This window comes from Rhodanobacter sp. L36, from assembly GCF_009765755.1.
GTDB lineage: Bacteria > Pseudomonadota > Gammaproteobacteria > Xanthomonadales > Rhodanobacteraceae > Rhodanobacter.
In genome coordinates this window covers 460996-475387 of record NZ_LMUV01000011.1, presented here as the reverse complement: position 1 = coordinate 475387, position 14392 = coordinate 460996, and the positions used below count along the sequence as shown (strand labels likewise).

General features: G+C 61.9%; 13 protein-coding genes. 3 read left to right on the top strand and 10 right to left on the bottom strand.

Annotated elements, in window-relative coordinates:
- Window positions 1–9: 9 nt before the first annotated feature.
- The 6 genes from GSQ73_RS11865 to GSQ73_RS11840 form a co-directional block, all read right to left on the bottom strand.
- Window positions 10–786 (bottom strand): iron-containing redox enzyme family protein, encoded by a 777-nt coding sequence (locus GSQ73_RS11865; RefSeq protein ID WP_158884245.1) that lies wholly within the window; start codon window positions 784–786, stop codon window positions 10–12.
- Between the two features lie 842 nt (window positions 787–1628).
- Window positions 1629–2306: an NAD(P)H-binding protein gene (locus GSQ73_RS11860; protein ID WP_158884243.1), complete on the bottom strand. Its 678-nt coding sequence runs from the start codon at window positions 2304–2306 to the stop codon at window positions 1629–1631.
- 65 nt (window positions 2307–2371) lie between these two features.
- Window positions 2372–2800: a group 1 truncated hemoglobin gene (locus GSQ73_RS11855; protein WP_158884241.1), complete on the bottom strand. Its 429-nt coding sequence runs from the start codon at window positions 2798–2800 to the stop codon at window positions 2372–2374.
- 1 nt (window position 2801) lies between these two features.
- Window positions 2802–3692: a DUF3034 family protein gene (locus GSQ73_RS11850; protein ID WP_254063397.1), complete on the bottom strand. Its 891-nt coding sequence runs from the start codon at window positions 3690–3692 to the stop codon at window positions 2802–2804.
- A 7-nt stretch (window positions 3693–3699) separates the two neighbouring features.
- On the bottom strand, window positions 3700–6087 hold the full coding sequence (locus GSQ73_RS11845; RefSeq protein WP_158884239.1) for an EAL domain-containing protein: 2388 nt from the start codon (window positions 6085–6087) through the stop codon (window positions 3700–3702).
- On the bottom strand, window positions 6077–6766 hold the full coding sequence (locus tag GSQ73_RS11840; RefSeq protein WP_254063396.1) for a methylamine utilization protein: 690 nt from the start codon (window positions 6764–6766) through the stop codon (window positions 6077–6079). Before GSQ73_RS11840 ends, GSQ73_RS11845 begins: the two co-directional genes overlap by 11 nt.
- 318 nt (window positions 6767–7084) lie before the next feature.
- Between GSQ73_RS11840 and GSQ73_RS11835 the strand changes: the two genes are divergently transcribed.
- Window positions 7085–8293 (top strand): glycoside hydrolase family 172 protein, encoded by a 1209-nt coding sequence (locus GSQ73_RS11835; RefSeq protein WP_158884237.1) that lies wholly within the window; start codon window positions 7085–7087, stop codon window positions 8291–8293.
- Between the two features lie 54 nt (window positions 8294–8347).
- On the opposite strand, the gene GSQ73_RS11830 is transcribed toward GSQ73_RS11835, so the two are convergent.
- From GSQ73_RS11830 to GSQ73_RS11820, 3 genes are all read right to left on the bottom strand, one after another.
- On the bottom strand, window positions 8348–8524 hold the full coding sequence (locus GSQ73_RS11830) for a hypothetical protein (RefSeq protein ID WP_158884235.1): 177 nt from the start codon (window positions 8522–8524) through the stop codon (window positions 8348–8350).
- The gene (locus GSQ73_RS11825) at window positions 8521–9006 is read right to left on the bottom strand and encodes a DUF6496 domain-containing protein (RefSeq protein ID WP_158884233.1); all 486 of its coding nucleotides are present in this window, start codon (window positions 9004–9006) and stop codon (window positions 8521–8523) included. Before GSQ73_RS11825 ends, GSQ73_RS11830 begins: the two co-directional genes overlap by 4 nt.
- Before the next feature lie 94 nt (window positions 9007–9100).
- Window positions 9101–10918 carry an FAD-dependent oxidoreductase gene (locus GSQ73_RS11820; protein ID WP_158884231.1) on the bottom strand — a complete coding sequence of 606 codons (1818 nt, stop codon included), beginning with the start codon at window positions 10916–10918 and terminating at the stop codon, window positions 9101–9103.
- Window positions 10919–10994: 76 nt separating this feature from the next.
- Here GSQ73_RS11820 and GSQ73_RS11815 point away from each other — a divergent pair, with 76 nt between their 5' ends.
- Complete coding sequence (locus GSQ73_RS11815; protein WP_158884230.1) at window positions 10995–11846, top strand: hypothetical protein; 852 nt, start codon at window positions 10995–10997, stop codon at window positions 11844–11846.
- Between the two features lie 224 nt (window positions 11847–12070).
- Window positions 12071–12916, top strand: a complete 846-nt coding sequence (locus tag GSQ73_RS11810) for a DUF4097 family beta strand repeat-containing protein (RefSeq protein ID WP_158884228.1) — start codon at window positions 12071–12073, stop codon at window positions 12914–12916.
- Between the two features lie 21 nt (window positions 12917–12937).
- On the opposite strand, the gene GSQ73_RS11805 is transcribed toward GSQ73_RS11810, so the two are convergent.
- On the bottom strand, window positions 12938–14059 hold the full coding sequence (locus tag GSQ73_RS11805) for a M23 family metallopeptidase (protein WP_216844773.1): 1122 nt from the start codon (window positions 14057–14059) through the stop codon (window positions 12938–12940).
- Window positions 14060–14392 lie beyond the last annotated feature (333 nt).

Below are 14392 nucleotides of genomic sequence, written 5' to 3'. Positions count from 1 at the left end.
ACCGTTGTTTCAGGCAGCTACTTCGTCCATGGCTTCCAGTACGCGATGCGGCGTCACACAGCGATCCGCGAGTATCCGCATACTGGTGTAACTGCGCTTGATGCACTCACCGATATGGGCCACTTCATCGGCCGCCGGTGCTGTTCCCATGAGTGTACAGACTATCTCCAGGGCCTCCCACGGATGAGTATCGTCATACGCGGCGTGAAGCTGCAGCCAACGCAAGGCACCGGGACGAATCTTCGAAGGGAAGCTTTCCACGTAGTTCTGGTTCTCGTAGATCAGCTGCGACCACTCGCCTGTGGCGCCTTCGACCGCATAGTTGGTCGCGGCGATACTGGCAGCCAGCGTGTCGCGGCTGCTCACGTCCTCGCACCAGTTGGCCAGCGTTTCGGTGCCGCGCGGCGGCACGCCCTGCAGCACTTCCTCGCGCGGGATGCCCGCCGCTTCGGCCCAGTTGAGCCAGTACTCGGCGTGGTTCTGTTCCACGCGAATGTTGCGCACCAGCCAGCGGCGGGCGAGGTTATCGCCTTCGCTGCGGCCGAACTGGGTCTTCAGCAGGCTCTGCGCCATATAGGCCGGAAAGCGCTCGATCACCGGCCAGATGCCCACCATGAAATTGACGGTGCCTTCGTGACCGAGCGTGCCGTTGCTCATCCGCTCCCACAGACTGTGGTCGATGACGCTTTGCTTGGTGGCCTGGCAGTCGGCGACCATGTCTTGCGCCCACTGCGGGTAGCTGGTGATTTCGGTCAGGGGGCCGGTACGTTCGAAATGGCTGTGCATGTGTTTCTCCTAGGGGTTGGGCACTCGGGTGGTTTACTGCTTTTGCTCGCCCGGAACAGACCGCTGCTGTCTCCGGTGGTAATCAGCACCGCATGCGGTGCCGAAAAACTCTGAATTCGAGAATGGCTTTGATGGTTGCGTCGAACGGCCGGCTGTTGGTCCTTCGCGCCAGCCGGGGCTGTCGCGTGTTTGGACGGCCAAACCATCTTGATGCGCAGGCGCGGCATCTCGCGAGCTGTGACGCCGGATCTTTCGAATGGGCGGGCAGCGCAGAACCATCCCATCGAAAACCAGCTCGGTTCACGCGAGATCGGGTTCGAAATCCTACGTCCGTGTACCGCGACGACTCTGCCCCCTCTCACGCAATGCGGCGCGAGCTTCAACCTCCACCTGCTGGGTGAACGATTCCGCGCCTTCACCCCGAAAGCCATACGCTTCCGTTCGGGCGCCATATCTGCCACTAGTGAACCGTGCAGTCAACTATATGCCCGCCGAAGTGACAAACGCCACTTCCGCCGCGCCAGAACGGAACCTGGCCGACACTTCGAGCGTCCGCCAGCGTCGGATTCGAAGGTCGTGGGAACCCATGCAGCCGCATTCAAAGCACAGGCTCGTGCACGGAAGTGATTGACCGCAACCCGTGTGTGGCTGCGTCGCGCTTATACGCACTTATATATGCACGTGTATCGCCAGATGCCCGGCGCATGCGGCTCCCGGCAATGAGCGGATGAGTTCCGCCGTCACATTCGCCATGATCGTCAGACCCGCCTTCACATTTCGACGCCGCGCGACACATGGCAAGCGCAGCCGTCTTCGATGTCGGCGGGAGCTGCGGATCACGACTAGCCTGTCGTTGAACGTCCAGCCGGGCTGATGTCCGCTGCTTCGAGCACCGTTTTCGACGCGCCATGCCGCACCAGGTTCAACATCGCGCGACCAACGATCTCAGTGCTCAGCACGACGTTCGGCATCAACACACGCAGCAACGGCAGCAAAAATCCGGATAGCGCGTAGAACACGCGATAGGACCCCGTCTTTGATCGGATGCCGTGCAGCGGCTGGATGATGCCGAGACGCAGGATGTAAACCGCCTTGAACGGGAGTCGGCGCAGCGCGTTCTCGGTGCGCCCGCGTACACGTGCCCACATGGTCTTGCCTTGCTCGCTGCTGTCCGCGCCGGCACCGGATACATAAACGAACGTCATGTGCGGATTCAGTCGCGCCAGCGTCGTTGCGGCGGCCAGCGTGAGCTCATAGGTGAGCCGTGTGTACTGCGCCTCGTCCATACCTGACGACGTGACGCCGATGCAGAAAAAGCACGCGTCGAATCCCGTCAGCTGCGCCTCGACACTTGAGTATTCGAACAAGTCGCCATGCAGCAGCTCCTGCAATTTGGGATGCGACTGGCCGGTTTCCGTGCGCCCGACAGCCAGAACGCGTGATACATCGTCGGCCAGCAGGCATTCGCGCAAAGCGCCCTGCCCGACCATTCCGGTGGCGCCAAACAGCAGCACGTTCATTCGCGGACTTCCTGCGTCGTGGAAGTCGATCATGCCATTGCCGCGTATGCCGCAGCAGTGACGAATTACTTGTAGAGGACGTCCGTGCGAACTTTCGCCAACCGCTTGATCAGGCGGTTCTGTGTCGGCACGGAAACATGCACCGAGGTCATCGCTGCCGTGAGGTCTTCCACGATCGCGTTGAACTGGCCTTCGTGCAAATTCATGCCGCGATGGGCATCGGCCATGCTGGCGCCGGTGTAACGGCAGGGCCCATCGCTCACCACGCAGATGTATTCGGCGAATACGCGACGAAACCGGCCGATATCAACGTGGTCGAACATCGGCGCCACGCGAGGATCGGCAGCGTATTGATCGATCGCCGCATCGGTCAGCCTTGCAATGCCGGCGTTGCCACCGAGTTGATCGTAGAGAGTGGCCGGCGCTCGCACGGTGGGCGCGCATGCCGACAGCGCCAGTATCGAAAAAATGAAAACGATCGTTCGCCCTGTCATCTCAGAAACTCCCCTGCAACGAGAGATACGCGCCTCTTTGTCGAGCCAGTCCGGCAATGGAACCCAGTTCCACCCAGGAACCGATCACGGCCACATGCTTGTTCGCGAACCACGCCAGAAAAACGTCGGCGGCATTGTCTTCGCGAGCAAAGCTCAGATGATCCGGCTTCTGCCGATACTCCACGCCGGCGGCCCAATGTGGATCGAACAGCATCGCCACCGAGCCTTCGGCCAGCCAGCGGCGATCACCGCGATCCCCGCCGAATCCGAGCAGGCCAAACTGGTTCGCGTTGCTCGAACGCACGGTGAGGTTCCACAACAAATCGTATCCATCAAGCGCCGCCAGCTCCAGATGCGTCGCCGTGATATAGACGTCCGTTCCGGAATCGTGCCGCGCACCGACGAGCTTGGGAATGCTGAAGTCAAGATCGTGCTTGTACTGCGCGCCGATGCTTATCTGCGGCAGATCGCCGTAAACGAGGTCGCCGGCCAGTCGCACTTTCACGCCCATCACGTTTTGCCTCAAGGCGGCGCCGGGCATGCCGATCGCCTTGCCCAGCGTGCCGAGATCGAAACGATCTCGTGCCAGCGAAAATTCGACGCGGTTGTCGATGGTGAATGCGCCGCCGTAAGCATCCAGCCGATAGTCCGGCAGCTGCAACTGCGTGCGGAACACGCTGCCACCGATTTCGTCGCGCGTGCCATAACCGGCGAGCACCGCCCACGGCACCAATCCGCCACCTGCCGAACCTTCGACTTCGGTGGCGCCCCCGGTGGCGATCAAACGGCCATCGCCAGCGCGTGCAGCGTGCGCGATCGCGATGAAGAAAAATGCGATAGCCCAACGCATACACACGTTCGCGGACGATGGGTTGACAGAATTCGCGATCATGTCGGACTCACGCTTCGCTGAGCTCTTCGTCCCAGTCACAGGCTTCGAATGGCACGTTCTGCGACCGTTGCAGCCATCGCGTGGCTTCTTTTTCCGGCAACGGACGGCTGATCAGGAAACCCTGCGCCACGTCGCAGTGATAGCCATGCAGCATGTCGAGCGTGCGCGTATCTTCCACGCCTTCGGCCACCACCTTCAGCCCCATGTTGTGCGCCAGTTCGATGGTGGAACGAACGATCACCGCGTCGTCGCTGTCCTCGGCCATGCTGAGCACGAACGACTTGTCGATCTTCAACTCGTTCACCGGCAACCGCTTGAGATGCGACAGCGAGGAATAGCCAGTGCCGAAATCGTCGATGGCCAGTTGCACGCCGCAATCACGCAGGCGATTGAGGACCTCAAGCGCATACACCGCATCGCGCATCACCGCGGTCTCGGTCACTTCGAGAATCAGCCGCGATGGATCGACCGCGTACTTGGCAAGGTAACCGTTGAGCACTTCCGGCAATTCACCGCAGCTCAGATCCATCGCCGACAGGTTCAACGCCACGCCGATTTCGAGATCCTGATCCGACCACGCCGCACACTGGCGGATGACCTCGTGCATCACCCAGTCGGTCAGCATGCGGATGATTCCGGAATATTCCGCCAGCGGCACGAACTCCATCGGAGGAATCAGGCCGTGCTGCGGATGATTCCAGCGCACCAGCGCCTCGACGTGGTCCACGCGTCGGGTGAGCAGATTGAGTTTGGGCTGGTAGTAAAGCTCCAGCTCGCCGTTGGGTATCGCGCGACGCAAGTCGTTGACCAGCGACAACCGGTACAGATGCATCGCATCGCGTCCGGGCTGGTAGATCTGCATGCGCAGGTGCGACTGCTTGGCGTCGTACATCGCGATGTCGGCACGCCGCAACAGTTCCTCGGCCGTGGCTCCGTGTTGCGGATAAATCGCCATGCCCAGGCTGGTGTCGAGGAAGAGTTCCATCGCGTCGATACGGATCGGCAACGTCGCGGCCTGGCAGAGCGCTTCCGCTGCCCTATCGAGCTCGGCACCGACGCGTCCTTCGATCAACACCACGAATTCGTCGCCGCCGAAACGCGCAAGCATGTCGCCGATGTCGAGACTTTCGCGCAGGCGACGGCCCATTTCGATGAGAACGCGATCACCGATCGCGTGGCCCATGGTGTCGTTGATTTCCTTGAAACGGTCGATGTCGAGCATCAACACCGCCAACGTGTGGCCATTCGCTTTTGCGTTCTCGATCGCCTGATCCAGTCGTTCCTGCAGGCTCGCGCGATTGGGTAGCGAGGTCAGGCTGTCGTGATGCGCCTGATGCGCGATCTGCTGTTCCCGCTGTGCGATACCGCGCTGCATGCGGTTGAAACTGTCCGCCAGATCGCCGAGTTCGTCTTCGCGATCCACCCCGACATCGGTGTCGTAATTCCCCTGTTCGATGCGCCGCACGGCTACTGCGAGCCGCGAAACCGGTCGCGTGACGTGGCGCGACAACCACAAGCCACCCGCCAGCGATGCGATCAGCGACAACACGGCGATCAACACGAGTTCGCGTTCGAGCGACTTGTATGCAGACAGCGCACCTTCCCGGGAAAACTGCAGCACTGCGCCGAGTTGCCCGGTGTCGCTGCCTTTCAGCGGCTGCCACAACGTGAAGTAATCCGCCGGCCCGACGCGAAACAACACCGGCGCGCCGGATACGCTGGTCGTCGAAACAAGGCTCAGCAGCGATGCACCCTCATTGGCGTTCATCGCCGGCAAGGTCGATTGCAGCCAGCTCGCGCCCTGCGATTTTCTGGCGACAAAGGTCACTTCGAGACGCGTCAGATCCTTGAGGTTGCGCGCGAGTTTTTCATCCAGCGCGAAACCCATGCCGAGCCACGCAATATCCGTCGGCGCCTTTACCGGCACGATCACCAATTGGTATGGACGGCCATCGATCATGCTCACGGTCGACCATTGCCGATCGTGTTCCGCGCGTTGCAGAAGCGTTGTCCAGCTATCGACGTGTAGCGGCTGACCGCGCGCATCGAGGCTCGCAACGACATGTCCCTGCAAATCGGAAAGCACGACGATATCGGCCTGGATACGATGTCCCTGGTTGTAGAGCACGGAATGAATCGTCGGCGTGTCACCCGTCGCCACGGCCTGGCGAAATCCGAAGTCGCTGGTGATCAACTGCACGGCGTCGAGCAGTTGCGCGCCGCGCGCATCCATCAAGCTGGTGAACACGCGCGCGCCGGATTCGAGCCGCGTCTGCGCCTGCGACACGGCGCTTTGCCGCGTGGCCACATAGAAAGCGAGAAAGGTCGACATCTGCACCAGCGCGAACAGCGCCAGCAACAACACCGTCATGCGCGTGCGGAATCTAAGTTCCATGCGGACGCATCCGATGCCCGAGGCCCATCTCCAGACCCGCCGGCGGCATGTTGCTCTGATCGGGCGCGCGTAGATGCAAATGGAAATCGCGCTGCAGCGGTGCGCCGGCCACGACCAGATGTTGCTCGACCACCTGCGACGTCGCGTCTTCGATGCGCGGATGCCACAGATGCACCACGTACTCACCGGCCGGCAGGTTCGCGATACTTGCGCTGCCATCCGCGGCGGTCTTGGCGAAATACGGCGTGTCGAGCACGACCACATAGCCGACCATCCAGTCATGGATATTGCAGCCGAGCGTGACGATGCCGGGTTGGTCGAACAACACCGTCGATGCATGGTTGCCGGTATACAGGCTCAGCTGAAAACGCTTGCTCGCGGAGAACGAGTAGACCTGATGCCGCACGTTGTCGCTGTTCGGAAAAGTCACCGTGGTGCCGGCCTGGACTGGCAACACGAAAGGCGCGAACCGCAGGTCGTGTTGATCCATCGTGGCCGAGGCTTTCCTCGGCGTCGTCGGCGTACCGCCTACCCGGTTCAGCGACAGCACTGCGTCGGCGACCGGCGCGCCAGCGCCGTCGTCCACGCGGACGCGAATCTCCGCCGCTTGCGCAGCAGCCGCCAGAAAAAATATGCACCCCACGATCAACAGCCGGCGCCCGACGCTCCGTGCAGCCATGTCCACCCCCTCTAGTCCATCAGACATGAAAGCAAGTTGCAGGCCAATGGAAATCCGGCGTGTGTCGGCGCTCGCGAGCCCCTGTGGCGAAGAACACCGGTATCGTCAGGGCAGTTTCCGCGCGGCCCGCTTTGCGTCCGCGAGCACAAAGCGCCTGAAAGTGACACGACCCGGCAACCGCCCGTTGCGTGCATCAAAACCTCGTGGGGCGCACTGATCGATGCGTTGCAGCTGGCCCCGACGTCTGACAAGGTCCATCCGTTCGGCGATGGGAATTCGCCTCGACAAGCCCGCTCCGCTCCATGGGATGTGCATGACATGAAACCCCGCCACGCCGTCTGGCTTTTTTTGTTGGCTCCCACCCTATGCGCGCAGTCGCTGTACGACTATCGCGATCAGTCGCCGCGCTGGATCAGTCCGGAGAACCGCACCGCCGCGCCGGGCCGGGGCGCGCTGGAGAACCGCGGCGCCAAGGGACATGCCTTCGATTCCATCGCAGCCGGCCAGTCGCTGGAACTGGGCCGCATCGACGGCGCCGGTGTGATCCGTCGCATCTGGATGACGATCAGCGATCGATCGCCGCGCATGCTCCGCGCGCTGCGACTGGAAATCTTCTGGGACGATGCGAAGACACCGGCTGTATCCGTGCCGCTGGGTGACTTCTTCGGCGCAAACCTCGATGGGCTCAAGCCGTTCGAGAACGCGTTGTTCTCCAGTCCGGAAGGACGTTCGTTCAACAGCATCGTGCCGATGCCATTCCGTCATGGCGCGCGGCTGGTGCTGAGCAACGATTCGCCTGTCGACCTCGCCGCCGTCTTCTACGATGTCGATTACACGCGCGAAAAAGTTGCAGAGGACGCGTTGTATTTCCACGCCGACTGGCATCGACAAAACCCGACCACACTTGGCGAAGATTTTCGCATCCTGCCGCCGGTCAAAGGTCGCGGTCGGTATCTCGGCGCCAGCATCGCGGTCATCACCAACTCCGCATACCGGGACACCTGGTGGGGCGAAGGCGAGGTCCGTATTTTCCTCGACGGCGACCGGGACCACCCGACCCTGGTCGGCACCGGCACCGAAGATTACGCGGGCTCGGGTTACGGATTGGCGCCTTACATCCAGCGCAACCAGGGCGCGCCTGTTGCCGATCTCAAGACCGGCCACTGGTCGTTCTACCGTTTCCACCTTCCCGATCCGGTGTACTTCAGCAACGCTTGCGAGGTACGGCTGCAGCAGATCGGCGGTGGCCCGCGCGCGAAAGTAGTGGCGTTGATGAAAGCCGGCGTGCCGATCAAGCCGGTCACGCTCGACCGTGGCGGCCGCGCGCATTTCATCAAGCTGCTCGATAACGAGCCCATGCTGAAAATCGATGGCGCGAAGGCGCCCGATGGATGGCTCAACTTCTATCGCAGCGACGACGTGGCCGCCACGGTTTACTACTACCTCGATCGACCGGAATCGTCATCGCCGACACCGCTCGCGCCGGAAGCACAACGCGTCAGCGATGCATCAACGGTCGTGCCTTGATCTCGTGCGCGATTCGCGCGCCCTGAGGCATGCGAAACAACGCGCAGACCACATTCACTTCGTTTTCGGCTTCGCCGGTTTCGAGGTCACGTCGCGCTTGCCGACTTGCTTGTCGTGGTCACGCGAGTCGGCGAGTTGCTGCTCGAACTTCGCGTTCTTCTTGACCGGCGTGCGCAAGTTGGGCGTCTTCTTTTCAGCGCTCGAAGACTTGTCCGCTCGATTCGCGCTCACTTCTCAGCCCTCGTCTTGGCCGCTTTCTTCGCAGCCGACGAACGTCCCGCAGCACCCTTGGTCTTTGCCGCCTTTTTCGCAGCGCTGGATTTCGAACTTGCGGTGCGTTTGGCTGCGCTCTTCTTGCCTTGACGCGAAAGCGCAGTCTTCGATGCGGCACTATGACCTTCCTTCTTCAACGCCTTGCTGGTCGCCTTCGAGCGCGTGGCGGACGTCTTCTTGTGCGTGTGCGACGCGGCTTCGTCGGAAGCGGCTTTCTTTCGCGTGGACTTGCTGGCGGTCTTCTTTACCGGTGCCTTCACGCCTGCGCGGCGTGCCTTGGAAAGACCGATCGCGATGGCCTGCTTCGCCGACTTGGCGCCATGCTTGCCTTTGCGCACATGCTCGATTTCCTCATGCACGTATTCGCCGGCCTGCGTGCTGGCGGACTTGCCTTGCTTCTTGTCCTTCTCCGCTGCTGCGCGCGTTTTCTTCTCGGGCATGACGGACTCCTGCGCTGTGGTTTCGCAGACGTATCCCATGCTCCATGTCGACACTTCGTCAAATAAAAATCATCGTTCGCGCACGACATGGGACTCAACGCTGCGGCGTGAATCCATCCGCGCTCCACGCTTCACTACCTACACCGTGATGAACGAAGAACAGTCCCGACGGATCGTATTTGCGCTTCACCGCGGCGAGTCTCGGGTAGTTCGGTCCCCAGAACGACCGTTGCCACGCCGGCTCGAAATAATTGCTTTCGGAAACGTAAGAGCCAGCATTCGGCGCGACCTTCAACAATTGTTCCATCGCCCTGGTCACTCCGGTGGCCTCGCCTCGCGCCTTGGGCAGATTCGCACCGGGGCCAGGCATGCCTGCAAATGCGGGAGCACCATCCGCGCCGCACATGGCGAGTGCGAACGCGCCGAGTACGTCGGGATTCATGGCAGTGTCGCGTGATGCGTCCAGCGCACTTTCCGGCGCGCCCGCAAGGCCCTTGTTGAAATGCAGCGCGAGTTCCCACTGTCGCGTGGCGGCAAATATCGCATCGACCAGCCGTGGCTGCGCATGTTTTTCAAGCAGCGTTGCAGGCATCCATGCCGATCCATACGCATGCAGAAACCAGCCTGCCTGACCATGGTCGCCGGACCAGACGATGTGATCGCGCGGCGCGCCGGGACGGTCGTCTTCAACGATCGCGGAAGGCGCGTACTTGCGATAAAAGTCGGCATCCCAGAAATGCTCCGCCGGCAAATCGAGAATCTTCACCTCCTTCGCGATGCTGTACTCGCTGCTGGAACGCACCCAGTCGAGAAACGGTTTCCATATCGCCTGCGCCTGCGCCTGGTCGATGCCCTGAAACACCATGGCTATGCGCAGCACATTGTCGGACTGGAATATCCATTGCTCGCCCCAGTGCCTGTTGAACAGCTTGTCCTGATAGAACGCCATCGCTCGCGCGATCAGTTCGCGATACGCCTCATCGGAAAGCGCCTTGATCGCGCCAAAGGCCGCGCCGAATTTCTCGGGGAGTTCGTGCGTGCGCAAGGTGAGCCGCGTGACCACGCCGAGGCTGCCGCCACCACCGCCCTTGATGCCCCAGAACAACTCCGGATTGGTGCGCGCGTTGGCAATCCGCACCACGCCATCGGCGGTGACAATCTCCGCTTCGAGCAGGCCGGCTGCCGCGATACCGAAGTTTTTCGAGAAGCTGCCGAAGCCGCCGCTCTGCACCAGCCCGGCGACGCCGACCGTGGTGCAGCCACCGCCCTGCACGTAGCGTCCACCGCGCGTGGTCACGGCATCGTAGGCATCGATCCACATCGCGCCCGCGCCCATCGTCACCGCCGGTTGCGGCGCGTGCGAGCCTTCGCAACCCTGCGCGACGAAGGCGTTGTGCAAGGTCACGTCGTTCATGTGGCGCGTCCACACCAGCAACGAATCCGGCGCGTTGGATGTGCCCTGGTAACTGTGGCCACCGCCCTTCACCACCAGCCGCAAATGATGTTCGCGCGCAAAGTTCACTGCGGCGACCACGTCCGCGCTGTGATGGGCGACCACGGCGTACGCGCTGGGCTGCGAGGTCCAGGCGTCGGCCCAGCCGCTGGTCTGGGTCAGCGCCGGCTCGTCGCCGATGTAATAGGGGTTGTCCAGATGTCGCAGCGCTTCTGCCGTTGCCGCGGACGACGCGCCGCCGGCGAACGGCGACACCGGCTTGATCAGCCGGCCGCCGACGTCGCGGCTCAGTTCCTCCCATTGCGCATCCTGTGGCCAACCGGACTGCCCCGGACGCACGCGCGGGCGAAACGTGCCCGATGGGATTCCCGCTGCGAACGCCGAGGCCAACGAGCCCGACAGGACGGCCGGAAGAAATGGAATGGCGATCGCCGCTTTCAGCAAGTCTCTACGTTTCACAGCGTGTCCCTCACCAGGCCACAGTGGCCTTCACACCGCCAGTGTTGGCGCGAGATCGATGCGGTGCCACCGCAGAGTGCCGGTCAGCGGCGACCGGGTGACCAATGGCGGACTGCAGGGACGAACGGAGGTGTTGTGCGCCGTACCTTTCCTTGCTCAACGTAGCGTTCATCACCGACAACCATCTTGGCAAGATCCTTCGACCGACGTGTTCGCCGGTTGTCCGCCAGGCGCGGGAATGCGAATCTCTGCCAGGTACCGCGCGCCCGTCGGACCATGGAGATGCCACATGCTGGACGTTCACAGTTTGAGCAAGAAAATCCACGGATCGAAGTTTCTCTTGCTGGAGCTTTTCACCACGACGCTCGGCCTGCTCATCGCGCTGAGCCTGAATGACTTCGTTGAATCGCGACACCATCGCAACATGGTGCATGAGGCAGATGCGGCGCTGCATGGCGAAATCAATGACAACGCCAAGACGGTAGCCAGCATTCAAAAGCAGATCGCCGAGACCAGCCAGGAACTCGATCAGAACCTTGCCGTGCTTGCCGAACTTCATACGCATCCGGACACGCCACGGGCGAGCCTGAACTTCAATTTCACCATCCGCGGTTTCGACGACACGGCGTGGCAGACCGCCCAGACCGCCGGTACCTTCGTCTACATGCCCTATGAGGATGCCAGCGAGTTCTCCGGCATCTACCGCTCTCAGCAAGAAGTCGACAAGGTTCAGAAGCAGGCGATCGTCGATGTGCTGACCGCCGCCTCGGCCGTCATCACCAAGCCCAAGGGTGCATTCCTCACACCGACGGAGATCGACACCACGATCGACCGCATCGGCATCGCCAAGATGCGCCTCATCTATCTGAAGAACCTGGTCAGTGGCCTGGACGATGATTACAGGCAATATCAGAAGAAGCATCCGTGACTGACTTGGCCGGCGGTGTCGGGCACATCGGGTACACAAACGCGCGACGCATCAGATCGCCGGATGCAACCAGTTGCCGCCCTGCCGCATCACAGTTGGCGGCGATGCGGATTCCGCTTGCGGTCCGCGCCGGAATCTTGCCGAAAGTCATGTATCGCAGCGATCCGTGCGTCACGTATAACGAGCTTGTCCCGCAAATAAACGCGCCCCAATGGAGGGACTTCATGCGTAAATCAGCCACCTTATTCCTGTTGTTGCTTCTGCCCGTTGCGGCCAGCGCGGAGATGCCGTGCAAGTATCCCGCAGCGCGTAACGCCAACATCGACGCGGCTGGCCTGAAGAGTCTGGTGCTGACGCTGGGTTCGTCCGATCTCGATATCCAGAGCTCACCCGGGTTGAGCCGCATCGAGGTACGCGGAACCGCGTGTGCCTCCGAGTCGAAGTGGCTCGACGATCTTCAGGTCAACACGCAGCGCAGCGGCGATCACGCCACCGTCGATGTGAAAAACGACCACGACGGCATGACGATCAGCCTGTTCGGTTCCAGCTATGCCTACCTGAAACTGCAGGTGCGCGTGCCAGCGTCCATCGCAGTCAGCATCGACAGCGGCTCGGGCGACGTCAACGCCAGCAACCTGGCGGCGCTGGATTTCGACTCCGGCTCCGGCGACCTCACTGCCGACCACATCAGCGGCGCGCTGTCGCTGCGGCTTGGTTCGGCCGATGCGAAAGTGCGCGAAGTCGGCAGCGTGCATCTGCACGAAACCGGATCGGGCGATGTCAATATCGATGGAGCGCACGGCGATGTTCGCGCCGACGAATCCGGGTCGGGCGACCTGGTCTTCAGGAACATCGGCGGCAGCGTCATGGTTGGCGAAACCGGATCGGGCGACGTCACGCTCGACCAGGTCGGCCACAACGTCGAAGTCGGCAGCACCGGCTCCGGTGACATCCACGCCGATGGTGTCGGCGGCAACTTCACCGTGCGCAACAGCGATAGCGGCGATGTCTCCTACAGCGACGTCAAGGGCAAGGTCACCGTGCCGAAAAAGGATGACGACGACGACTGAGTTCGCAACGATTCGCGCCCATCACTTCGATGGGCGCGGGTCCGTCGAGAATCCGATCACGTCGTTGTCCAGCGGCATCTCTTTTCTATGCATGCCGATCTTCGACGTCGCATGAAACACCGCCTTCGAATCGATCGCCTGATTCACCGACCAGATGCCCGGCCGGGTGAAGTGGTCGAACACGAACGGAATGCCTTCGGAGCCTTCGAAGGTCGGTGCATTCGATACCTGGAAATGCAGATGCGGTCCGCCGGAATTGCCTGACTGACCGACGTGCCCCAGCACGTCGCCGCGATGCACATGCTGGCCCGCCTTCACCACGACGCTGCCGTGTTGCAAGTGCGCGTAATGAGCAAACACATGCGGCGAGATTTCCAGCACGACATAGTTGCCGTACAGGCCATCGGCGGTCAGCGAAGCGGGCTCGTCCTGCGGTGAAAGTGGTGGATGATCGACGGCCCCATCGTGCGTGCTGCGACCCATGCCATCGGCCACCGCCAGTACGTCGGCACCAAAGCCGATCCAGTCCGCATGCTTCGATTGCCGCAAATCGCCCGCGCCGGCGCGAACGGCATGGCCGCCAGCATCGACACCGATCAGATCGACCGCGTAGCGCTGCGGGACGGTCAGTTGCCCGTTCACCACCACGGTGCTGCCCCAATGATGCGAGCGCGAATTGCCCGGCCCTTCGGTCGCCACCCAAAAGCCGCCACGCAGCGGCGCGCCCAGCACGACGGGTGATGACGTATCGACATACACGCGCGCGCCATCGACTGACGTCGTCGTGCCCTTCGCCGTTTCGAACTCGAGACGATGCCGCAAGGTCGCGGGCGGCGTCGTTCCTTTCGGCAGATCGAGCCAGATGAAAACCGTCGCCTGCGCACCGGACTTGATCGAGAGAGCGGCGCCGACCTTGGCACCTTCCGGCGCATGCGGCGACATCATCGCTTCCAGTGCCGGCCCTTCAAATGTCGCCAACGACCGCTTCGAAGTGCCATCGAACACACCGACATGCCTCAGCTGCAGCACGCCGGTATCGCCATAAAAGTTGAGTAGGTGCAGTTCGTAGGCCAGATGCACCACACCATCGCTGCCGGTCACGACTTGCGGCGCCCACGTATTGCGCACTTCGACCGGTGCCATCGCATCCTGTGCGGAAGCCGACGCGGCTCCAGTGACCATGATGGAAAACAACAGCCTTGCGATCATTCGCATCGAACGATTTGCCAACGTGCCAACTTCCGCGCTTTCTGTTGCGTCCATCACGATCGAGTCCCCTGTCGGGTCATTTGCCCATCCCGGAAAATACACGAGCGCGCGACAGTCGGCCCGGTTCTGCTGGTTGCGTTGCCGATTCGTCACGCACCATGCCTCGATGTGACCAAGAACGATTTCCGCACGCCCGCGCGCGTAACAACTCAGATGCTATGGTGCGGAGGCTATGCCCTAGCGCGCAGCTCTTGTGTGGACCCTTGG

Coding starts and splice junctions, on each gene's coding strand:
- GSQ73_RS11865 (WP_158884245.1), bottom strand. CDS start 786: ATGCACAGCCATTTCGAACGTACCGGCCCCCTGACCGAAATCACCAGC.
- GSQ73_RS11860 (WP_158884243.1), bottom strand. CDS start 2,306: ATGAACGTGCTGCTGTTTGGCGCCACCGGAATGGTCGGGCAGGGCGCT.
- GSQ73_RS11855 (WP_158884241.1), bottom strand. CDS start 2,800: ATGACAGGGCGAACGATCGTTTTCATTTTTTCGATACTGGCGCTGTCG.
- GSQ73_RS11850 (WP_254063397.1), bottom strand. CDS start 3,692: ATGATCGCGAATTCTGTCAACCCATCGTCCGCGAACGTGTGTATGCGT.
- GSQ73_RS11845 (WP_158884239.1), bottom strand. CDS start 6,087: ATGGAACTTAGATTCCGCACGCGCATGACGGTGTTGTTGCTGGCGCTG.
- GSQ73_RS11840 (WP_254063396.1), bottom strand. CDS start 6,766: ATGGCTGCACGGAGCGTCGGGCGCCGGCTGTTGATCGTGGGGTGCATA.
- GSQ73_RS11835 (WP_158884237.1), top strand. CDS start 7,085: ATGAAACCCCGCCACGCCGTCTGGCTTTTTTTGTTGGCTCCCACCCTA.
- GSQ73_RS11825 (WP_158884233.1), bottom strand. CDS start 9,006: ATGCCCGAGAAGAAAACGCGCGCAGCAGCGGAGAAGGACAAGAAGCAA.
- GSQ73_RS11810 (WP_158884228.1), top strand. CDS start 12,071: ATGCGTAAATCAGCCACCTTATTCCTGTTGTTGCTTCTGCCCGTTGCG.
- GSQ73_RS11805 (WP_216844773.1), bottom strand. CDS start 14,059: ATGGCACCGGTCGAAGTGCGCAATACGTGGGCGCCGCAAGTCGTGACC.